This is a genomic window from Nostoc sp., assembly GCF_036917135.1.
Classification (GTDB): domain Bacteria; phylum Cyanobacteriota; class Cyanobacteriia; order Cyanobacteriales; family Nostocaceae; genus Nostoc.
Genome location: NZ_JBALEA010000067.1, coordinates 46,522 through 67,819 on the forward strand (window position 1 = coordinate 46,522; position 21,298 = coordinate 67,819).

Annotated in this window: 20 protein-coding genes; 3 read left to right on the forward strand and 17 right to left on the reverse strand. The window is 41.3% G+C overall.

From position 1 onward, the window contains the following. The first annotated feature begins 467 nt into the window (after positions 1-467). The 3 genes from V7K50_RS20090 (at position 468) to V7K50_RS20100 (ending at position 4,671) form a co-directional block, all read left to right on the forward strand. Positions 468-2,774: a sensor histidine kinase gene (locus V7K50_RS20090; protein WP_334963048.1), complete on the forward strand. Its 2,307-nt coding sequence runs from the start codon at positions 468-470 to the stop codon at positions 2,772-2,774. A 53-nt stretch (positions 2,775-2,827) separates the two neighbouring features. After that, positions 2,828-3,274, forward strand: coding sequence for a response regulator (locus V7K50_RS20095; RefSeq protein WP_334963049.1), 447 nt, complete (start codon positions 2,828-2,830; stop codon positions 3,272-3,274). 218 nt (positions 3,275-3,492) lie between these two features. Further along, a complete protein-coding gene (locus tag V7K50_RS20100; RefSeq protein ID WP_334963051.1) occupies positions 3,493-4,671 on the forward strand; it encodes a hybrid sensor histidine kinase/response regulator in 1,179 nt (392 codons plus the stop codon). A gap of 143 nt (positions 4,672-4,814) precedes the next feature. On the opposite strand, the gene V7K50_RS20105 is transcribed toward V7K50_RS20100, so the two are convergent. The 17 genes from V7K50_RS20105 to V7K50_RS20185 form a co-directional block, all read right to left on the reverse strand. Continuing rightward, positions 4,815-5,534 carry a DUF4079 domain-containing protein gene (locus V7K50_RS20105; RefSeq protein ID WP_334963053.1) on the reverse strand — a complete coding sequence of 240 codons (720 nt, stop codon included), beginning with the start codon at positions 5,532-5,534 and terminating at the stop codon, positions 4,815-4,817. 183 nt (positions 5,535-5,717) lie between these two features. Next, positions 5,718-7,352, reverse strand: coding sequence for a glycosyltransferase family 39 protein (locus tag V7K50_RS20110; RefSeq protein ID WP_334963055.1), 1,635 nt, complete (start codon positions 7,350-7,352; stop codon positions 5,718-5,720). 279 nt (positions 7,353-7,631) lie between these two features. Then, positions 7,632-9,287, reverse strand: coding sequence for a glycosyltransferase family 39 protein (locus V7K50_RS20115; protein WP_334963057.1), 1,656 nt, complete (start codon positions 9,285-9,287; stop codon positions 7,632-7,634). Between the two features lie 102 nt (positions 9,288-9,389). After that, positions 9,390-10,184: a GNAT family N-acetyltransferase gene (locus V7K50_RS20120; protein ID WP_334963059.1), complete on the reverse strand. Its 795-nt coding sequence runs from the start codon at positions 10,182-10,184 to the stop codon at positions 9,390-9,392. 721 nt (positions 10,185-10,905) lie between these two features. Beyond that, the gene (locus V7K50_RS20125; RefSeq protein WP_334765203.1) at positions 10,906-11,826 is read right to left on the reverse strand and encodes an NAD(+) kinase; all 921 of its coding nucleotides are present in this window, start codon (positions 11,824-11,826) and stop codon (positions 10,906-10,908) included. Positions 11,827-11,832: 6 nt separating this feature from the next. After that, positions 11,833-12,138, reverse strand: coding sequence for an NADH-quinone oxidoreductase subunit NuoK (gene nuoK, locus V7K50_RS20130; protein ID WP_196516315.1), 306 nt, complete (start codon positions 12,136-12,138; stop codon positions 11,833-11,835). Positions 12,139-12,197: 59 nt separating this feature from the next. Further along, positions 12,198-12,812, reverse strand: a complete 615-nt coding sequence (locus V7K50_RS20135; protein WP_334963061.1) for an NADH-quinone oxidoreductase subunit J — start codon at positions 12,810-12,812, stop codon at positions 12,198-12,200. Positions 12,813-12,908: 96 nt separating this feature from the next. Next, complete coding sequence (gene ndhI, locus V7K50_RS20140; protein WP_334963063.1) at positions 12,909-13,493, reverse strand: NAD(P)H-quinone oxidoreductase subunit I; 585 nt, start codon at positions 13,491-13,493, stop codon at positions 12,909-12,911. A 94-nt stretch (positions 13,494-13,587) separates the two neighbouring features. Then, positions 13,588-14,706: an NADH-quinone oxidoreductase subunit NuoH gene (gene nuoH / locus V7K50_RS20145; RefSeq protein ID WP_334963115.1), complete on the reverse strand. Its 1,119-nt coding sequence runs from the start codon at positions 14,704-14,706 to the stop codon at positions 13,588-13,590. A gap of 329 nt (positions 14,707-15,035) precedes the next feature. Continuing rightward, positions 15,036-16,172, reverse strand: a complete 1,137-nt coding sequence (locus V7K50_RS20150) for a citrate synthase (RefSeq protein ID WP_334963065.1) — start codon at positions 16,170-16,172, stop codon at positions 15,036-15,038. A 108-nt stretch (positions 16,173-16,280) separates the two neighbouring features. Next, positions 16,281-16,775: a phosphohistidine phosphatase SixA gene (gene sixA, locus V7K50_RS20155; RefSeq protein ID WP_334963066.1), complete on the reverse strand. Its 495-nt coding sequence runs from the start codon at positions 16,773-16,775 to the stop codon at positions 16,281-16,283. A gap of 135 nt (positions 16,776-16,910) precedes the next feature. Further along, positions 16,911-17,210 (reverse strand): type II toxin-antitoxin system VapC family toxin, encoded by a 300-nt coding sequence (locus tag V7K50_RS20160; protein ID WP_334963068.1) that lies wholly within the window; start codon positions 17,208-17,210, stop codon positions 16,911-16,913. Continuing rightward, a complete protein-coding gene (locus tag V7K50_RS20165) occupies positions 17,207-17,611 on the reverse strand; it encodes a PIN domain-containing protein (protein WP_334963117.1) in 405 nt (134 codons plus the stop codon). Before V7K50_RS20165 ends, V7K50_RS20160 begins: the two co-directional genes overlap by 4 nt. 5 nt (positions 17,612-17,616) lie before the next feature. Then, positions 17,617-18,735 carry a hypothetical protein gene (locus tag V7K50_RS20170; RefSeq protein WP_334963070.1) on the reverse strand — a complete coding sequence of 373 codons (1,119 nt, stop codon included), beginning with the start codon at positions 18,733-18,735 and terminating at the stop codon, positions 17,617-17,619. After that, on the reverse strand, positions 18,732-19,142 hold the full coding sequence (locus V7K50_RS20175) for a RusA family crossover junction endodeoxyribonuclease (protein ID WP_334963072.1): 411 nt from the start codon (positions 19,140-19,142) through the stop codon (positions 18,732-18,734). The genes V7K50_RS20170 and V7K50_RS20175 overlap by 4 nt, the downstream gene beginning before the upstream one ends. A 105-nt stretch (positions 19,143-19,247) precedes the next feature. After that, on the reverse strand, positions 19,248-19,700 hold the full coding sequence (locus tag V7K50_RS20180) for a DUF29 domain-containing protein (protein WP_334963074.1): 453 nt from the start codon (positions 19,698-19,700) through the stop codon (positions 19,248-19,250). A gap of 156 nt (positions 19,701-19,856) precedes the next feature. Then, the gene (locus tag V7K50_RS20185; RefSeq protein ID WP_334963076.1) at positions 19,857-21,140 is read right to left on the reverse strand and encodes a DHH family phosphoesterase; all 1,284 of its coding nucleotides are present in this window, start codon (positions 21,138-21,140) and stop codon (positions 19,857-19,859) included. Positions 21,141-21,298: the final 158 nt, after the last annotated feature.

A 21,298-nucleotide genomic window follows, 5' to 3' on the forward strand; every position in this document is an offset into this window, starting at 1 on the left:
GTTTGAAGTTTCTCAAATTTTAATCATCTCGCGGAATCTTTTGTTGTAAGTCTAATACAGTAAATATAGAGTGGATATGTGGTGTAACAGCTATAATTATCCACTCATTTTTTTGGATCAAAAACTGCATCCATCATCTCTAGAACACCAATTCAGTAATCCTGAAAGAACCTCTCCCCCAACCCCTCTCCGAAACGGAAAGGGGAGTTTGACTCCCCCAACGCTAGGAGCGTTGGGGGCTGGGGGGTTTTTGATTACTGCATCATTTTTAGGTAGGTGCGTTAGCGTAGCTTACCGCAGGTATCGCAATCTAAAACCCCAATGCATCCAGCAGCATAAATGTAGCCTTCAAGATATATAATTATACCTACGTAATAACACTGTATTGTTGAATTCAAGGGTCGCCAGCAACTTGCGATGAGAGCTAAAACGGATGTGATTATTAGCTACACTTTTGCGAGTATTCTATGAACAAACTGTTAGAAAGGTTGGTTGCAGGCGGTTTTAGCTTGGCATTACTGCTTTTATGCGGCGTCGGAACAGTTTCTTACTTAAGTATCCAAAGGTTGACCGAAGAAAAGCGCTGGGTATTTCATACTCATCAAGTTATAGAAGCCCTAGATCATCTGCGTATCGGTCTCAGTAATGCCGAAGGCGCACGAAGTAGTTACATTCTCACGAAAAACACAGTTTACCGAGAAATTTATCAAGATGAGAAGCAGAACGTCTATCAGCTGCTTAAAGTTATCCGACGGCTAAGTAGTGATAACCCTAGCCAACAAGAGCGGCTTGATACACTTGAACCCCTGATTGCACAGAAATTTTCTTTGCTTGAGCAATCCATCGATTTGGTTGGGCAAGAAAGTTTAAATAAGTCAACTCAAATAGCGATCGCTAATCGGAGTATAGAGATCAGCGAACAACTCCAGGCAATGGATAATGAAGAAAAAACTTTATTGCAACAGCGAATAGCAATTACAGATCGTCTTTTTGGCCAAGTCTTGATTGTAGTGGGTTTGGGGTATACTTTAAGTTTACTTTTGCTAATTGTGGTTTACTTACTGCTGCAAAAGCAAATTCGCCTTAACAAGGCTTTATCACAAGAAGGCATTCGTCTGGAACAGCAAGCCGCAAAAGCAAAACTAGCAGATATTTTAGAGACGATTACCGATGCCTTTGTTGCCCTCGATCGCAACTCATGCTACACCTACGTCAATCAGAGAGCGGCACAAATATTCAACCGCCAGTCCGCAGACTTAATTGGCAAAAATATTTGGGAAGTATTTCCCGAAGCTGTTGAACATCAGTTTTATCATTCCTATTTTCACGCTCTGGGAGAACAGCGAGTCATTCAGATGCAAGAATATTATCCACCGTTCGATGGCTGGTTTGAATATTCGATGTACCCCTCACCGGAAGGAATATCAATTTTCTTTCAAGATATCACTCGCCAAAAATTGGCAGAAATTGCCCTAGAGAAAAACGAACGGCGCTATCGCTCATTGGTGGTTGCCACTTCTCAAGCGATTTGGATAACTAATGCTAATGGCGAGGTAGTAGAAGACATTCCATCTTGGCGAACTTTGACAGGGCAAAGTGAAGAAGAAGTCAAGGGGTGGGGCTGGCTTGATGCAATTCATCCTGAAGACCGAGAACGAACATCACAAGTTTGGATACAGGCACTTGAGAGCAAAGGTATTTATCAAGTTGAGCATCGTCTACAGGTTGCAGATGGTAGCTATCGATTTTTTGCCGTGCGTGCAGTTCCCGTCTTGGATGCCAACGACCAAATTCAAGAGTGGGTGGGCGCTGACACCGATATTACAGAACAACAAGTTGCATTGCGCGATCGCAACCTTGCACAATTAGCACTACAACAGGCTAATCAGGAACTAGAAATCAAAGTACAGGCGCGGACGGCGGAATTACAAAAACTGAATGAGGAGCTAAAACGCTCTAACCAAGAGTTAGAGCAATTTGCCTATGTAGCTTCCCATGATTTACAAGAACCATTGCGAGCCGTGGCGGGCTATACCCAATTATTAGAAAATGAATATCAAGACCGTCTAGATGAGTCTGCACAGGAATACTTTGCTTATATTATCGATGGGGCAAAGCGAATGCAGGAGTTGATTCAAGACTTGCTAGTTTATTCTCGTGTGGGAACTCGCGGCCAGGAATTTGCCCTAGTTGACTGTAATGTTGCACTCAGTCTAGCTCTTAGTAATTTACATCTAGCGATCGCTCAAAGCAAAGCCATCATCACCCATGACCCTTTGCCAAAGGTACTCGCAGACAAAACCCAAATGGTACAGTTATTTCAAAATCTGATCAGCAATGCCATCAAGTTTTGCCGACAAGAGCCACCCCAGATTCACATTGGCGCACTTCTCAGAACAGCAGGCGAAGCAGAAGAAAAACTCCTCACTCATAACTCCTCACTCCTCACTCCTCACTCCCCACTCCTAACTCATAACTCTTCACTACTTCGGCTTACCTCGGCTCCGCTCGGCACAAGTCGCTCAGTACAAGTCCTCACTCAGCACTCAGAGTGGCTCATCTGGATACAGGATAATGGCATCGGTATTAAGTCTCAATATCTTGAGCGGATTTTTGAGGTTTTCCGCCGTCTTCATACTCGTCGAGAATTTCCTGGTACAGGCATTGGTTTAGCTATCTGTAAAAAAATCGTCGGGCGGCATGGTGGTAACATCTGGGCTGAGTCAGAACTGGGCGTAGGAACAACATTTTATCTTACCCTCAACGCAAATTAAGGTATCTTTAGTATATATACTGAACACCCGCTTAATAGCACACTAATAACCGCATGATTGATCATCAGGCATTGCGACCCATTGAAGTTTTGCTAGTTGAAGACTCTCCAAGTGATGCGAACCTAACCATCAAAGGCTTTTTAAATGCTCAAATCGCCAACAACTTGCACTGGGTTGAAGATGGTGAAAGTGCTATGAACTACTTACGAGAACAAGAAGAGTTTACTAATGTTCCTCGTCCAGATTTAATCTTACTCGACCTAAATCTTCCAGGAATGGATGGGCGCGAAGTGTTAACAGAAATCAAATCAGACCCAAATCTCAAGTCCATTCCTGTTGTCATCATTACTACTTCAACTGATGAGCAGGATATCCTACGCTCCTATAATCTCAGTGCTAATTGCTATGTCACAAAACCCATTGATATATACCAGTTTATTCAGGTTGTGCAGCTGATCAAAGATTTCTGGCTGATAGCAGTAAAATTACCACAAAAGTAATTGGGTTGGAAATTTCAATTGTTGCCTATAGCACAATACAGTTCAGTTAAGCATTTCTTCCCTCTCTTCCCTCTCTTCTCTCTGTGTCCTCTGCGGTTCGTAAAAAAAGAGTTTTAGCCTTAAGTGAACCGTATTGGCCCATAGCACTATAAAATTAAGCCCTATTTGACAAATAGGAAATCAGGCGATTATCTAACAAATTGATATAACCCTGTACTATGGAAAAGCTCACAATTCACATTCTATTAGTAGAAGATAGTGCCAGTGATGCCCATCTGCTACGCCAGATATTTTTACATGCAGATCAAGAACAATGGCAGATGTTACATGTTGAACGGCTATCTGAGGCCATAGATGCAAGTAGGGAAAAGTTCACGTCCGCCCTTGATAATTCTCAGATAGTGAGTCAAAGGCAACGTAGATTCGACTTAGTTTTGTTAGACCTCAGCCTCCCAGACTCTATTGGACTGGACACGTTGAAAGAATTTCAGGCAGCAGTACCTGATATCCCAGTTGTGGTATTAACAGGACTTGATGATGAAGATTTAGCACTGCAAGCATTAGCAGAAGGCGCACAAGACTATCTAGTTAAAGATCAAATTACTATACAACGGTTAGTGCGTGCCATTCGCTATGCCATTGAAAGAAGCGAAATTCTCAACCAACTACGGGAGAGCGAAGAACGCACCCGTCAAGCCCTGGCAAAAGAACAAGAACTCAACGAGTTAAAGTCCAACTTTGTCGCAATGGTTTCCCACGAGTTCCGCACCCCGATGACTACGATTCGGACAGCTGTAGATATCCTTGAATACAACAGCGATAAACTAACTGACGACCGGAGAATTAAATATTTTGATCGAATACAAAATGCTATCAACCAGATGCTTCATCTCTTAGATGAGATATTGTTTTTGAGCAAAACGGAAGCAGCCAAACTCGAATACAACCCTACACTTGTAAATTTAGAAAATTTCTGTAGCGAACTCACGGATATTCTTCAACTCAATGCAGGTAATCAGCACAGCATTATCTTTACTTTTCAAGGGGAACCGACCCAAGCCAAAATAGATGAAGACCTCCTAAATTGTATCTTAACTAATTTGATTTCCAATGCCATCAAATATTCTCCTCAAAATAGTACTATTTGGTTTGATTTGATTTGTCAAGATCGCCTCGCAACTTTTCAGGTAAGAGATCGGGGAATCGGCATTCCTCTTAAAGACCAAACCCATCTGTTTCAAACCTTCTATCGCGCCAGTAATGTGGGTATAATTCAAGGAACAGGACTAGGACTTACTATAGTTAAAAAATGTTTGGAACTACATGGTGGTCATATTCAATTAGAAAGTGAGCAGGGTGTTGGCACAACAGTAATTGTAACTATGCCACTGCAATGATTGGGGATTGGGCATGGGGCACTTGTACTGAGTTTCGACACTTCGGCTACGCTCAACTACCGCGCAGTCGTTGGCGCAGCCTCTCGTAGACAAGTATGGGGGCATTCATTGGGCATAGTTATTCCCCTTGTCTACTGTCCTACCTATTTTCCTACTTGAGGATCTGGCATTGGACAAGTTCTCTTAGCAAAATCGCACTGATAAATGTAGGGTTCTTGCCAACTCAGGGGAATTTGTAATAGATCTCGTGTCCCTGTCATGCCTTGCCCGATAAATAGCAACAAAGCAATGCAGTTTAAAATCACATGGACAGTACGCCAGTGATTGGACTTATCTTGATAAATATCTTGAACAATTGCTAATGAAAAAATCATCAGCAGTGCTGCGGTAATGCCAATATAATAATGTGACCAATACCACTCACTGCTAGCGCGATATACTCCATCCTGACAGCCTAAAATTACTAAACCTGCACCACTTAAAGTTGCAAAAACTCCCCGCCATAAACGCTGCCTTGCCTGATAAAGAAATACTAAAGAGGCGATAGTTGCAGCAAATATTAAGAGGATAAAAACAACTTGAAAAGGTGCTTTATTCCATAAGCTATTTTTGATAATATTTTTGCCAATAGGGTAGCTTAATCCGATTAAAGTTAATCCGACAACTGCACTTGTTAGCCATTCACCTAACTGCTTATGTTCTGTACCCACCACTGGAGGAATTTTGCTCTTATTTCCGGCTAAAATTTGCAATCTGCGTTGGCGTGTTTGCCAAGCAAAATTAACCACTGTCCCGATGAGTGGAAACACGAATATAACTGCGATCGCTGGATGTAAAAGACTAAGAAAATCTGTTAGTTCCATATAACACTTTTTAATGAATCATTAAATTTATCTCAAAAAACAATTTAAAGCATCGCACCATCACTTAAATTAATTTCAGATGAGAATCTGTTTAACATTTACTTTTGTGATTTTTAGCTGATTTTAATCAAGTAAATATTTAAGTATGTTATGTACATATAAACTATTATTATAAATAGTTTGTTACATTTTTTTTAAAAATCCGTCACCGTGTGGATTTTCGACTTTCCAGAGCAAGTAATTATTGTCACTATATACAACAAATGTTTTATACTTATAATTCGTTTCTATTTCCTTGCGCCAGATATCTGAAGGATCTAATAAAAAAATATCAGTGAACTCATCAGGAATATTGGGAATAGAATGGTCTTTTACTAATTGAAACTGTACTTTTGGCTGTAAAAGATAGCTGAGAGAAAAGACATTCCCATAATTAATACCAGAATCATCACTAATCAAAAGTGGATGAGCAGCCTGATTGATAATTTTTGCAACTTGTGGATTACCATAGCTAACAACCTTACTCCACCAAGTTTCTGCCTGAGAATTCACTCCATAAGAGACTAACCCACAAATAATCACTAGTCCCATGATTGTTTGCCAAATTCTCCGGCTAACAAGACTCTTATTATGTAGTTGAGTAGCTAGGAGGTAAGTAACAGCTAGTTGAATGCCCAAATAAGAAGCTAATAAATAACGTTCGGAAAGTGAGCGTATACCCCCAAAAATTAAATCTGGTAGCACTAGAGGTAGTGCAGGAATCACAATCAACGTTACGATAAACAACCAGACTTTGTAGTTGGTTGTTCGACAAAGAAAATAAATAGAATATCCAATAAAAATTAAAAAAATTGGCGTAATTAGATAGCTAAAGGGATTTTCAAAGCCAAAGTTTAAATCAAGAAAAATCCGGCTCAACTGTAAAAGCCAAGATTTAATTAAAATCTCTAGAGGAAACTGTGTTTTTGTCCAGGTTGTTGAACTGTCAAATTGCAAAAAGTTATCTATCATAACCAACACCCAAGGTGTGAAGGCTAAAAACCCTGCTAGAGATGCTAATAGATAAGCTTTCACTGTCCGATTAAATCTAAATTTGGCAGTAGCAATTACATAAATCCCATGAGCAATTGCGACAAATCCACTTAACAAAGATGTATAGAGACTGAGGATCAAAGTTACTGCATAGATTCCCCAAGTTAATATGCGTAATACTTTATGTTTTGATTCTAGCCGTAATGCTCGTAGCAATGAGGCGCTACATAGTAATATAGTCACTATCCAAAGAATATATTCTCGTGCTTCTTGGGCGTATACTAGGTGAATTGGGGAGATTGCCATGATTGCGATGGCTACGCCCGCCGCAGGCATCGCAATCTCCGATACCCATACCGATTCTTTAAATAATTCTCGACATAGCCAATAAATACTAGGAAAAATCAACAAGCTGATAAAGGCAGATAAACTTCTAATTACCGTCACTGAATTGCCAAAAATTTCTACCCAAAACCGAGCGATGACATAATATAGTGGTGCATGGTGTGGATCTTCTGTTTCCAAAGACATAATTGTGTTAATTAAGCCTTTCTCCATATTGGGACTTTGGAATTTTGCAAAACTTTCTTTAGTAATTATGCGGCCATTAAATATTTGCTGCCTTACTTCATTTTCCGTGTAACCAGAAATCCGTAATGAAGTGAAAGTCTCATCGTGCCAGTAAACTTTGCCGTCAAGGTTAAAAAATCGAAAAAACACACCAAGCATTAACAGAACGACAATGAGAAATCGCAACTTATTTGGAGCAAGTTTGAGATGCCGCATAACTAAATTTCACAATAACTTGTACACAATTATGTACTCTAACTAAACAACTGTGTGAGATTTACTTACTGCTGATAAAATGTATAATTTTATACTTTTATCACCCATCTGTGTGAGGCATCTAATATGTCATACCTTACACACTACCAACTTACAGATAATTTATTAATAAGTAAGTGGGCACAACAAAACCACACTGTGTAAAGAAAAGTAAACAAGGCTCAAACTCTTTTTCCCCCTGCTCCCTGCTTTATCCCAACGATAATTATTTACGCCTACCTACTTAGCTGGGATGTTACGTCGGCGGAAATTACGATTTTTAGCCAACTTCCAGACTGAATAATAGTTATCGCTATAAACAATATTTGTCTTTAATTTATACTGTTTTTCTATTATTTCGCGCCAGGTGTCTGAAGGATTAAGTAAAAAAACATCAGTAAACCCATCAGGAATTTTAGGAATTTTTTGGTTATTCACCAACAGAAATCGCACTTGTGGTTCTAAAAAATAGCTCAGAGAAAATACATTTCCATAATTATTTCCCAAAGCATCACTAATTAAAAGTGGGCGAGTCGTCTGATTGATGATTTGGGCAACTTGTGGATTGCCATAGTTAATACCTTTATTCCACCAAGTTTCTGCTTGGGAACTCACTTTATAAGAAATCAGACCACAAATAATCACTAATGCCATGATTATGTGCCAAAAGCCCCGGTGTGACACACTCCTATTATATAATTGCGTAGCTAGTAGATAAGCAACAGCTACTTGGATTCCTAAATAAGATGGGATAAAATATGGTTCGGTAGATGATCGTATACCGCCAGCAATTAAATCTGGCAGTATTAGGGGTAGTGCTGGCACTACAATCAATGTGATGATAAAAAACCAAACTTTATAGTTAGTTGTTAGACAAATAAAATAAATTGAATATCCTACCAAAATTAAAAAAATTGGTGTAATTAAATAGCCTAGAGAATTGTCTGAACTAATATCTATATCAAAAAAAATCCGGCTTAACTGCATCAATAAAAATGGAAATATAGGTATCAAAGATGACTGCGTTGTTGTTTTATCTGCTGAAATCAAAAATTGAAAAAAGTCACCGATTACAATTATTATCCAAGGCATGAAGGCTAGAAAACCTACCAGTGATGCCATGAGATAAGTTCTGACGGTTTCAGTCAACTGAAATTTGGCAGCGATCGTTACATAAATTCCGTGAGCAACTGCTACAAATGCACTCCAAAGAAATGTATACAGACTGATGGCTAAAGTTACTGCGTAAATGCTCCAGATAGCGAATAAATCTGGTCTTTGTCGTTCTTTTGCTAGCTCATCTTCCAGCCGCATGGCTCGCAGCAGAGACGCACTGGATAGTAAGATGGTAACTAACCAGAGAATATATTCTTGTGCTTCTTGGGCGTATACTAGGTGAATTGGAGAAATTGCCATGAGTGCGATGGCTACGCCCGCCGCAGGCATCGCAACACCAGGAACCAATAACGGCACATCAAATAATTCTCGGCATAGCCAATAAACACAAGGAAAAACCAGCAAACTGATGCAGGCAGATAAACTCCTAATCGCCGTCACCGAATTACCAAAGATTTCCATCCACAATCTAGCTATTATGTAATACAACGGTGGATGGTAAGCATCTTGTTTTGCCAAAGACATAATTGTGTCATTTAAGCTTTTTTCGGAATTTGCACCTTGAAACTGGGTAAAACTTTCTCCGCCAATGACACGATTATTAAAAAGTTGCTGTTTTGCTTCATTAACTGTATAACCAGAAATTCGCAATGATGCATAAGTTTCATCTTGCCAGTAAACTTTGCTATCAAGATTAAAAAAGCGAAACAATATACCCATCACCAATAAGAAAATAATTAAAAATCGCAACCAACTCGGAGTAGATTTGAGGTGGCGCATAAGTAGTTTTCCCAATAATTTATCTACAATAATCTAGGCGGACTGAATGAGGTGCTTCTGATCATCCTTATGACTTCCAATCTTTAACGCAAAATCAAATTTTTACAAAACTTGGTAACGCCATCTAGCAAAGTCTTTGCTATTAGACATAGTTAAAAAATCAATAGTCTTAAACTGCAAATCAATAGCTGGGACACTGCATATTTTAGCCCCAATATTCAAATATGCCTGCAAAATTTTCGGAATTTCAACATTATATGAATCGGGACAATTTTGAGGTAGTTCTAAACAAGATTGTGAATTGGGATAAACCAAAATACTCGGATGCATCAAGCCATTCTGCCGAAAATAATCATAAGCGCAAGTAGCTTGCCAAGGACATTGTGTTAGTAATGATGCACAGCCAAAGAAATATTGATTTTTACTCCAGATGAGATAATTTGCTAGCCCTTCCCAGAGTAGTAAAAGTGTCTGACTATTGCGATATTCTTTAGCTATACATGCACGCCCAACTTCTACTGATGCCTGAAGCACAGAATTGGGAATCGCATTAAGATTAAATATATCGGCAGCATCAAAGCCTAGTCTTTGAGAAGCCATTGTATAGGTTTGCATCCGATAAGTTCCAATCGTTTTACCTGTTTGTTTAGAGATCAGGATTAAATGATGGCATACTGCATCAAACTTATCTATATCCATCTGGGTAAAGTTAGAAGTAGAGAATCCCAAATTTAGTTCAAGATTAAAAACTTCAAAACGTAACCGAAAAATTGATTCTAATTCTTCTTCAGTTGAAGCTAGGTGTAGGGTATATTTTTCAGTTTGAAGGACTGGAAAATCTTCAAGAGGGGGAAGAGGATTCAGTGGGTAATTGATGTTGCGTCCAGAAACTTCCATCTATCTTCCTACTTAGATTTGCGAGAATATCCTACTAGGATTTAGGGATTATACAAATAGCTCACATTATGCATTAATGTGTCGAAGCATGATTGAGAGGGTTTTCGATTAAAGATCCTTTAGAGGTTGTTTGAAAAGTATTTAGCTGTGATTTTAGGCACTTCTAGATCCCCCCTAGCCTTAAAAAGGGGGAAGAATCAAAGTCCCCCAATTTATCGGGTAGCCACTGCGCCCTTGCGGTTCCCCGACTTGTTCGCGCAGCGTCTCCCCTTGGGAGAAGCACGTGGCGTGGATTTAGGGGGATCTAGAACGTTTTGCTACCAAGAAGAGGACTTTTCAAACAACCTCTTAGAGCATCTATTCAGTAATCAAAAACCTAACCCCCCAGTTCCCTTCCCTTGTAGGAAAGGGGCTTGCCTAACGGCAGGCTGGTGCTAAGGTCGAGGGGTTGGGGGAGAGGTTCTTTCAGGATTACTGAACTGGTGTTCTAGAGAGCTTTTGTACTCTCTTGGATTAGGAGTAGAGTGCTTTTATTATGGACATTAATTCCTCAAAAATCTGGCAATAATATACAAAATTTTCCTTTGATATAAGCTATAAATGCAAATCAAAGAAGAGGACAAAATCTGGCAGAAAGCCCCCGGATGAATCCAGGGGCTTGGATGATTTTGGTTGCGATGCCCGATCGCAATCTGCGGTAAATGCACTCTAAAATACTTAGTTAATTACGGTGATTATTGCTGTAGTGAACCCTTGTACCTGCCCACAGCAACTTCTCCCGCAGCGTTTGATAGTAGGAATTGTTCTCGCGCAAAATAATAAATTTAGCCCGACACTCTGCCATCCGCACATCAACACGGTGTCCCGGCCAAATTGAAGTCCCCAAAACCCCATCTGTCCACAGCTTGGTACTCAAATCGTAATCACCCAAAGGCCAAATACTCACCACAGAACCAGGGGGTAAAACGAGGGGACGACTAGAAAGGCTCATTGCACAAATAGGAGTGACAGTAATCGCCTCCATACCATCATGCATAATTGGCCCATTGGCAGAAACAGTGTAACCAGTGGAACCTGTGGGAGTGGAAATAATCAACCCATCCCCGACGTATTGATCGACTACCTCACCGTCGATTTCCATTTCCAGAATTGAGGTAATCATTCTATCAGCCGAGGCGGGTTTGACACAAAATTCATTTAAAGAGAGGTAACGCTCACTCACAGGTTCCAAATTAGACCCGTGACCCTCATACACCGCAGCTTGTAACATCATCCGCCGTTGGATAGCATAGCGATCCTCAAACAGTCGATCCCAAACTTTCTCCGTATCCTGAAACTCTTCCACCGATTCAGTTAAAAACCCCAGATGACCTCCCACATTCACTCCCAGAATTGGGATGCCAGCCGGGGCTAAATGTCTGGCACTGGTTAAAACAGTACCATCGCCACCGAGTACCAAAGCGAGATCGATTGGTTGACCCGCCGAAGCCAAAAAGACTGGATAGGGGTTGTCTTTTGGCCCGCTAGGTCCCATCAACACTTGGCAATCGCGGCTTTCTAGTTGTTTCGCACAGATTTCTGCCCATTCTTTACTTCGGGCATCCCGCGCTTTATAAGCAATGATTACCTGCTTTAGTTGCACGCACAATTACCACTTCAGGAGATTAAACTGCTCCATATCGACGGTATCGCGGTTGCGATAAATGGCCAGCACGATCGCTAAACCCACCGCCGCCTCTGCCGCCGCCACGGTAATCACAAATACTGTGAAAACCTGACCCTTAATTAATGTTGAGTCAAGGAAGTTGGAAAATGCCATTAAATTGAGATTAACAGCATTGAGCAGTAACTCAATTGACATCAGCACCCGCACAGCGTTGCGGCTGGTAATTACACCGTAGATGCCGATGCAAAATAACGCTGCTGCTAGTAATAAAAAGTACTGGAGTTGCATGAATCTGGGTATTCCTCTTGAACAATTTGGCTGTTTATCTGCAAATGAAGTCGCAAATATTACTCTTTTGTTTCGCTGGTTGTTGATACCAGTTCTCTGGGGCGTTCTTGCAAAGTCAAAACAGTTTGCCCCGATTGGGATGGTGTCAATATATCTGGCAAATACTCACGACGTGCCAAAATAATTGCTCCTACCATCGCTATCAGCAGCAAAATGGAAGCCAGTTCAAAAGGTAATAAAAAGTCAGTGAAGAAATGTTCTCCAATCACAACTATAGAACTTTCACCACCCACCACCGGAGCAGTTGAGTAAGCCCAAGGAGTAGCCAGCACCATCGTACTTAAAAGACCAAACAATCCTATACTGACTATACCTGTTAGTACTTTCCGCACCCAAGAGTTAGGAAATGCTACAAAATCCTGCCGCTTGTTCACCAACATAATGGCAAACAAAATCAGCACGTTAATTGCCCCAACGTAAATTAGTATTTGTGCAGCTGCAACAAAATCAGCATTTAGCAATAGGTAGATTCCCGCCATGCTGATGAACACACCCCCCAGCAAAAAGGCAGAATAGACGATGTTGGAGAACAGCACCACACCAATGGCCGCCCCAATCATCATCACGCCTAGTATGCCAAGTGATACTAACTGTACTCCTTCCGCTAGATTCACTGTTTTTTGTCCTTAGTCAATTGTCATTGGTCATTGGTCATTGGTCATTGGTCATTGGTCATTAGGAAAGGACAATGAACAAATGACAAATGACATTTATTTTTCTGTTTGTTCTACTAAGTCTTCTGGACGCGCACCTGCACGCGGCGCATCTGCGGGCAGTCCGTGGGGTTCGAGGACGCCTTTGGGTAGGTAAACTAGTTCGCGTAGTGGTGTAACCATTGGGTCATCTGTTACCTTATAGGGCAGACGACCTAGTGCTACGCTGTCATAGTTCAATTCATGGCGATCGTAAGTGGCAAGCTCATATTCTTCTGTCATCGATAGACAGTTAGTGGGGCAAAATTCCACACAATTACCGCAAAAGATACAAACTCCAAAGTCAATGCTGTAGTGGTTGAGTTTTTTCTTTTTGCTGGCTTTGTCGAATTCCCAATCGACTACAGGTAGGTTAATTGGACAAACGCGAACACAGACTTCGCAGGCGATGCACTTATCAAATTCAAAGTGAATTCTACCGCGAAAGCGTTCGCCAGGAATCAGTTTCTCGTAAGGATACTGTACGGTAATGGGACGCCGCCCCATGTGGTCGAAGGTGACAGCAAGCCCCTGACCAATGTGACGCGCTGCTTGTACTGTTTCTTTGGCGTAATCACCAACTTGTTTTAGGAACTTTAGCATTCTGTGTCTCTTTCTTTTCAATTTTGGATTTTGGATTTTGGATTTTAGATTTCAGACTTAATCTAAAATCTAAAATCTAAAACCTAAAATTGGCTTACCCGCCAAAGGCGAAGGGAAAGGCTAGTTTTAGGGCGGCGGTTAATAGGAGATTAACCAAACCGACTGGTAACAAAAACTTCCATCCTAAATCTAACAGTTGGTCAATCCGTACCCGTGGCACTGTCCAGCGCAACAGGATGGCGACAAACACTAGTAAATAGGCTTTGAACACGGTCATGGTGATACCCAAAGCCGCAGTTACTATCTGGAACACGGGATTTAATTCACTGACTCCCACCCAACCAGCGATGAGGTTGAGGGGAAGGGGAAAGTCCCAACCGCCCAGGTAGAGAATTGCTACTAGTAAGGAAGAAAGGATTAAGTTGACGTAGGAACCCAGGTAGAACAGACCGAATTTCATCCCTGAATATTCAGTCTGATAGCCGGCGACGATTTCTTCTTCCGCTTCGGGTAAGTCAAAGGGTAATCGTTCGCATTCAGCTAGGGCGGCTATCCAAAAGATCAGAAAACCGATTGGTTGTCGCCAAATGTTCCAGCCCAGGATGCCGTAGCCAGATTGTTGATTGACAATATCAACAGTGCTGAGGCTATTAGACATCATAGCGATCGCTAACACCGCCAACGCCAAAGGAATTTCATAACTAATAGATTGCGCTGCTGCCCGCAAGCCCCCTAAAAGGGAGTATTTGTTATTAGATGCGTAGCCAGCCATTAGTAAGCCAATTGGTTGAATGCTTGACAGGGCAATCCACAAGAATACGCCCATGCCCACATTACTAATTACGATATTCTGTCCAAAGGGCACAATCAGGAACGACAGAAACACCGGAATTACAACAATAATTGGGCCGAGGGTAAACAGCCAGGGGTCAGACTTGGCTGGTACTATATCTTCTTTAAATACCAGCTTCAGACCATCCGCTACAGGCACCAGCAACCCAAAAGGCCCCTGGTATTCTGGGCCAATTCGCTGCTGTGCTGCGGCAGAAATTTTCCGTTCTAGCCAAGTAGCAACTAATACCCCCACTGTTGCCCCAATCAGCATCAGTATCATTGGCAGGGGCATCCAAATGGCTTTGGCTGTTCCTGCTGGTATGCCTAAATCCCGGAGGGATTCAATAAAAGTTCCTTGGAGGTCAATTCCTGAATTCATGTTTCCGCTCTTTAAGACATGAGTCATGGTGAGTTACAACTATTAGTTAAATTAATAACTGTAAATTCACCCATTTTAATTTTTGCTGTGATGACGTCCGATTGAAGATTTGTTGCCAATTCCCATGCCTAGTATATCGTTGGATGGTTTGACCACCCTGAAGCGAGATGAGAACTTCTACTTATGGTTGGCATTGAGATTGGCTATTGAGGGGATAGGGGACTGGGGACTGGGGACTGGGGACTGTGGACTGGGAGAATAAACAATGCCCAATGCCCAATGCCCAATGCCCAATGCCCAATGCCCCATGCCCCATGCCCAATCCCCATTTACCGTTTGTCAATCGGTGTATAAGTAACTTCGTGCAGTCCGTTGTAAACTTGGGTAGGACGGAAAATCCGGTTTTCTGCTAGTTGTTCTTTCCAGTGGGCTAGCCAACCGGCAACGCGGGCGATCGCAAATATTGGCGTAAACAAGTCTGTGGGAATCCCCATCTTCCTATACACCAAACCGGAGTAAAAGTCAATATTGGGATAAATCCCTTTGCTCCCAAGTTTTTCCTCTACCACTCGTTCCATTTCTTGAGCAATGTCATAGAACTTGTCATGGCCAAACTTCTCAAACAATTGCTCTGCAAGACTTTGTAAAATTATGGCTCGTGGGTCTTTCACTTTATACACACGATGTCCAAAGCCCATAATCTTAGATTTACTTTGTAGACAGTCCTCTATGTAGGGGCGGACATTTTCTACAGAGCCAATTTTTTCCAACATCTGAATTACTTCTTCATTGGCTCCACCGTGCAGGGGACCTCCCAAAGTTCCCACAGCACTAGCAACCACAGCGTAAGGATCAGTCAAGGTGGAAGCTGTCACCCTAGCACTGAAAGTAGAAGCATTCATTGTATGCTCGACTTGAAGTATCAAGCAGATATCAAAAATCCGCGCCATCAGAGGATCGGGTTCTCGCTCATCGAGCATATATAGAAAGTTGGCGGAGTAGTCTAAGTCATCACGGGGACGGACAGGATCATTGCCTTTCCGCATCAGTTGGAACGCCGCTACCATCGTGGGAATAGTTGCTATTAGGCGCACCACCGAATCTCGAATGTAGACAGGATTGTGTAAATCGCGGAGCGAATAAAACAAACCTAAAGCCGCAGCAGAGGCTTGCAAGGCATCCATTGGGTGGCCGCTTTCTGGAAAGCATTTCATCATGTCCCGAATGCGGTATTTTATCCGCCGGTGGTAACGAACTTCATGCTCAAATGTTTCCAGTTCTTCGTTGCTTGGCAGTTTACCCCAGATTAAAAGATAAGCAGTTTCTAGGAATGTACTTTTTTCTGCTAGTTCTTCAATCCTAATGCCACGATATTCTAGTATTCCCTTTTGCCCATCAACATAGCTGATACTTGATTGGGCGGCGGGAATGCCTTCTAAACCAGGCTTGTATTCGCACACCATCATGGCACCACCATTCGCTTTGTGAAATATCTGATCAAGCTAACTTACCAGAAATTTATTGTCGCCATAACAGTAGCCGTTCTAACAACAATCGAAAATGTTGAAAAACTGTTATAGCAGGTACTTGGGTGGTGTCAACCAAAACATCTGACTCCGACCCAGAGGAGAACCTGTTTCTGGTAGTTTTATCCCAATCATACCTGCTTTTTTCAAGACTAAGCTTGCTTTGACTTCTCCCCACAGGAGAATTTCTGCCCAACTGGTCAAATCAGGTTCGTGTCCAACCAGCGCCAGTTGGGTATTTTGGGAATAATTTCTTGGTTCTAACCAGTCTTTGAGCCAACTAGAAATTTGACCGTTGTGTGCGAGGTGGCTAGATTCCTCTAATTTTGAGCTTAGTTTTTCTGCTATGAGGATTTCAGCCGTTTGGCGGGCCCGCACTAAGGGACTGGTGAGAATTAAATCAAAGCTTAAACCTAATTTAACAAGTTTTTGGGCAACTTTCTCAGCTTTTTGCCTTCCTTCTTTGGTTAGGCTGCGTTCCTCATCCTTGATGCCTAATCCCTTGTCTTCGGCGATGCCATGACGAATTAAATATAGTTCCATATTTTTAATATTGTTAGCGTAGCCCCTGCTGAGTTAAGAGTTACGTCTGGTCTGACTTAACCTATCCTAATCTTAATCATTATTACGTATTCGTTGATCTGCTCCAGTACAGCGAAGTGTTAGACATTCTAAGTGTTATGGATATGGCAATAGGTTTAAACCTTGAATAAATCTGTAATCGCGTTGGTTTTTTGTGATAAACGGGTAATTCCACACTATTGCCGTAGCTGCAATAAGACTATCAGGAATGACCAAACCATGACTGAGCCGATAAGACCGCAATAAATCAACTGCTGTGTCAGATACAGCCTGGTCAATCTTAATGATGTAAAACTGCTTGAGGAAATTTTCAAGTGTTTGTAATTCTACTTTGTTACGACAACCAACCATTGGTTCCATTTGTGTGATTATGCTAATTGCCAAGAACTTACTCAAATTAGCATTGTCAAAAACTCATCTGGCAGCATTGCCGGAACTAAAGAAACCACAAAATCGGGTGTGTTTCGCGTCACAATTATTTCTAAACCTGCCGTAAGCGCCGCAGCACTCGTTACCGCATCCTCAAAATCCTTAATTGAGCTATTCAAAGCTTGCCGAATAACTTCATCTGTTACGCTGGCAACTTGAAGGTGCTGCAATAACTTTGCTAATAGTTCACGCGCTACTTCATTACCAACTTGACGACGCAAGATATAGAAAATATTGGTTACTGCATGACCTGAAACATAACCTTCTACTTGATTCTGCATTACTGTATTTAATGCTCTTGCAGAAGCCGCGACAAATGGTTCACGCTGTGCCAAAATATCAAGCAACACATCGCTGTCAAACAACACCCGTTTCAACCGTATTTCTCCTCTAAATAATCCACATAATTTTCTGTCGGATTTTTTTCTTCTAGCTGGATTACACCTATTAAACTCTGAGTCCAGGAGTCAAGGTCGGTTAAAGGTTCTAAGGTTGGACTGTCAGTAATAGACAATAGGGTTTCTTGTTGAGTCACATCTTTTTCAATCTGTTTATCCCAGGCTACTGGATAGAATTCCGTAAACCAGGCACGAAAATTAGCCAGAGCCTCTGGTGAAAGTTGACTAACATCCAATTCGACATTTATAAGCTGTTCGTAGTTTACGTTTAATTCTTTCTTTAGCTTCTCATTTCCTAGTGCTAAAATAAGGCTTTCATTGATTAAATCTGTCATCAATTTTAGTTGTTTATCCGGGAATGCTGCATAGAATTCCGCAAGCCAGGTATGAAAAGCAGCTAGATCCTTTGGTGAAAGTTGACTAACATCGAATTCGACTTTCCATTCAGTTAACAATTCATCAACCAAATTGTCCAAATTATGTAACAATGGCAAATTTAGGTTTTCAATATATCCGTGAGCAAGACGATTACTAACTTTAAAACAAGCTTGAGCAAGGTCGAATTGAGAGATTGATAACTCTCCTAAAGAGTACAGATGTTTTATTAAACCTATAACTGGGAAACGTTCAATAGGAATTGACACATCGATTGCTCGCTTTCTTAAAGCATTCTCAAAAATACTCCATAAAAAAAGAAAAGCAGACTGAATTTCATCATTTTTAATAAGCATCCGTGCTTGGGAAAACTGATCCTTTAGCTTTTGCCATGAAGGAAGTTCTTCAGATATTGCAGGTAATGAATTGGCTTCTATGTCTTCAAGCGTTACCAATAAAAAACGCCAGCCTGGATATTTGCTCACTTCCTCTGCTAAAACTTGTAAACGATCAACCGACAGACGGCTGAGGCTGTTTTTTACTTCAATTACTAAACCTGAACCGTCTTTAATGGCAATTAAATCTGGCTGGTAGTTACCCAAATCAAATGGTAATTCATCTGTTCGGAGTCCAGTTAAAACACGAAATCCTTGACTTTCGTACTTCTGTGCCAGAGATTTCACTTTTTCATCGTATAGAATTTCAGTATTGTTAGTCATAAGTATTTTTCCAATGGTTGAGATTTACTTATTTTTACATAAACACACTCTTTACCTGTGATAACAGCACGCTGTAATAACGAAGGTAAATTTATTCTATCAATTGGGTCAGACAGAAACCTACGATGGCTATCTACATCTGATACTAAACTATCATCTTCAAAAACTAAGCCGACAAGTGCATCCTGAATCGGTTTGATAATATTATCGGTATCAGCCGGAAAATCATCACAAAGATAAACTAGCGTCAGTTGTAAATCACCTTGTTTAATGACGCTGCGATCTTTCCAAAGTTTTTGAGCTTCAACGCGCACAAAATTCTTCCATGCCTGAAGGTTTTCTTTTTTCTTTGTCTGTAACGAAACAGGTCGTCTGGGAATGACAAATTCAAAAGGTATTATTCGCATCCCAAGTGCATATCTTTATAATTAGTTAACAAAGTTACAGCAATTTTCACAGATGATTACTCATCATATTGAGCATATCTACACTTATACAAAAATTCTATATGGTTATTGGTCAGCGTTAGGATAAAAGTCTAAGTCTAAAATCTCATCAACAGAAAACGGACAAGCGATCGCAAAGGTATCTTCTGATAAACTTGTTTCCACCATTGCCTCTCGCCGCGATCGCTGATAAGTAGTATTAATCCACTCGGCATCATTTAAAAAACGCCGCAAGCTAGGACTTTCTTGCAACAATTCATCTATAATGGTCACTTGCCAACTGTGACTACGACGTTCTGGTTGATACTTCCATTTCAACAAATGCGATAAGACTAACCGCAACGCACTTTGCAACGCTCGCTGTTGACTCTTACCTAAGTCCACCACTTCCTCAATTAAGTGTTCTAAATCCAGCGTGTCCCAGTGGTGCGATCGCAAAAGCTCTGCTGTCTGCTCTACCCAAGCACAATAATCTTGCTCATACAGAGTTTGTAACATTTGCAGTTCTATAATTTTCATGGCGCTTCTCCTTGGCGAATAAATAGGTAGGCGCAAGTTAACTGTCATAAAACCCAAATTCCCGACTTTTATCAAAAATCGGGAAGGGATGCTATCTAAACAAATACTTTGACTGCTGCATTAGTTAGGAGTTCTCCGCGTCTCCTTGAGTTCCCTCTACTCTGACTGAATCGGGTTATCTCTAGGGTTAACTAACCTCAGCAATTTTTGCTTGATTTGAGCGTCGAATACTTCCCATTTCATTTTCGCATAGGCGGAATTTTCGTTGCTGCCTGATAAGAAGCCCATCGGAATTTCAAAGCCACCTGCGCTTGTTCTTCCACCACCGAAAAAGCGCCCTGCACTATCTTGTCCAAAGGCTTCTTTGATGAATTCATCGGGGTCAAGGGTAAGTTTACTGGTTCTCAGGGAACCAATGACTATTTCGAGTTCTTCGTTTTCATCGTGAACAATACCGTAAACTACGGCGGTGTGGACGTTTTCTTCAGTGACGAGAAAATCAGCCGCTTGGGGGATGGCGTCACGGTCTTCGTAACGTAAGTAACCAACACCGGCAATGGAAAAGTTATTTTGGACGATGCGATTTTTTAGCGATCGCTCGATCACATCCATTACCCGCTTGGAACGGTTCGCCTGTAAAATGGCATTCAGCAGTTGGGCATCATAAAATCGGCTTAAATACGCAGCTGCCATAAAGTCTTCTTCTTGGGCTTGCATCAGCCGATTTGTATCCGATCGCAAGCCATGCATCAAGGCAGTTGCACATTTGACGTGTTGATTTATGCTGCTATCTAATGCCAATAATCCCGTTTGCAGGTATTGAGTAAAAATTGTTGCCGTCGCTCTGACATAAGGACGGATATCCTCAAACTCTGAGTGCAGATCGCCTTGGATACTGTGATGGTCGATGAGTACCACTAGGGGAATTTTCGCCTGCTGCACCGATGACAGTAGTTGTGAAGTGGTTCCCTGGTTATCAATTAATACAAAACCTTGATAACATGATAAATCTTTGGTTTTTAAGGTTTGGGGCGTCCAGCGTTGGATAGGTAAGTTAGTCAGCCTTACCAAGGCAATATTCTCTTGATGGCTCAATGCACCAGCATAAATGATTTCACATTTGATATCATATTGCTGGGCAATTAACTGGTAAGCCCAGGCACACGAAAGGGCATCAGGGTCAGGAAAATCTTGCAGAATTACCAGTTGGCGATCGTGTCGGTGTGCCAGAAGGGTTTTTTGCAGTTCTTCTGACTTTTGTTGTGCCAGAGAATTACCACGGTGACTGAGATATATAGCCCCATCACCTACCGATGGCGGTAATGAGGGACTCTTAAATGCAACTTCTACTGGCGCTTTCTCGATTTCAGGTTCCTCTGGGTTTGGCTCTGTGGTCAATGACAAACTCTCAAACTGAGTAACGGAAGAATTAAAGTACATAGGGAACTTTTTTAAAGTGTAAGGCTCCTTTAATTCAGAAATACTACGAGCAGCAATTCACTGAATTTAGCCACATTATTATGATCTTCGCAAAAATATCAAGACATTGCACTATACATCTAAGTATATTTTTTGTCAGTAACAGTGCTTAACAATCA

Coding starts and splice junctions, on each gene's coding strand:
- V7K50_RS20090 (WP_334963048.1), top strand. CDS start 468: ATGAACAAACTGTTAGAAAGGTTGGTTGCAGGCGGTTTTAGCTTGGCA.
- V7K50_RS20095 (WP_334963049.1), top strand. CDS start 2,828: ATGATTGATCATCAGGCATTGCGACCCATTGAAGTTTTGCTAGTTGAA.
- V7K50_RS20100 (WP_334963051.1), top strand. CDS start 3,493: ATGGAAAAGCTCACAATTCACATTCTATTAGTAGAAGATAGTGCCAGT.
- V7K50_RS20105 (WP_334963053.1), bottom strand. CDS start 5,534: ATGGAACTAACAGATTTTCTTAGTCTTTTACATCCAGCGATCGCAGTT.
- V7K50_RS20110 (WP_334963055.1), bottom strand. CDS start 7,352: ATGCGGCATCTCAAACTTGCTCCAAATAAGTTGCGATTTCTCATTGTC.
- V7K50_RS20115 (WP_334963057.1), bottom strand. CDS start 9,287: ATGCGCCACCTCAAATCTACTCCGAGTTGGTTGCGATTTTTAATTATT.
- V7K50_RS20120 (WP_334963059.1), bottom strand. CDS start 10,184: ATGGAAGTTTCTGGACGCAACATCAATTACCCACTGAATCCTCTTCCC.
- nuoK (WP_196516315.1), bottom strand. CDS start 12,138: ATGCAACTCCAGTACTTTTTATTACTAGCAGCAGCGTTATTTTGCATC.
- ndhI (WP_334963063.1), bottom strand. CDS start 13,493: ATGCTAAAGTTCCTAAAACAAGTTGGTGATTACGCCAAAGAAACAGTA.
- nuoH (WP_334963115.1), bottom strand. CDS start 14,706: ATGAATTCAGGAATTGACCTCCAAGGAACTTTTATTGAATCCCTCCGG.
- V7K50_RS20150 (WP_334963065.1), bottom strand. CDS start 16,172: ATGATGGTGTGCGAATACAAGCCTGGTTTAGAAGGCATTCCCGCCGCC.
- sixA (WP_334963066.1), bottom strand. CDS start 16,775: ATGGAACTATATTTAATTCGTCATGGCATCGCCGAAGACAAGGGATTA.
- V7K50_RS20170 (WP_334963070.1), bottom strand. CDS start 18,735: ATGACTAACAATACTGAAATTCTATACGATGAAAAAGTGAAATCTCTG.
- V7K50_RS20175 (WP_334963072.1), bottom strand. CDS start 19,142: ATGCGAATAATACCTTTTGAATTTGTCATTCCCAGACGACCTGTTTCG.
- V7K50_RS20180 (WP_334963074.1), bottom strand. CDS start 19,700: ATGAAAATTATAGAACTGCAAATGTTACAAACTCTGTATGAGCAAGAT.
- V7K50_RS20185 (WP_334963076.1), bottom strand. CDS start 21,140: ATGTACTTTAATTCTTCCGTTACTCAGTTTGAGAGTTTGTCATTGACC.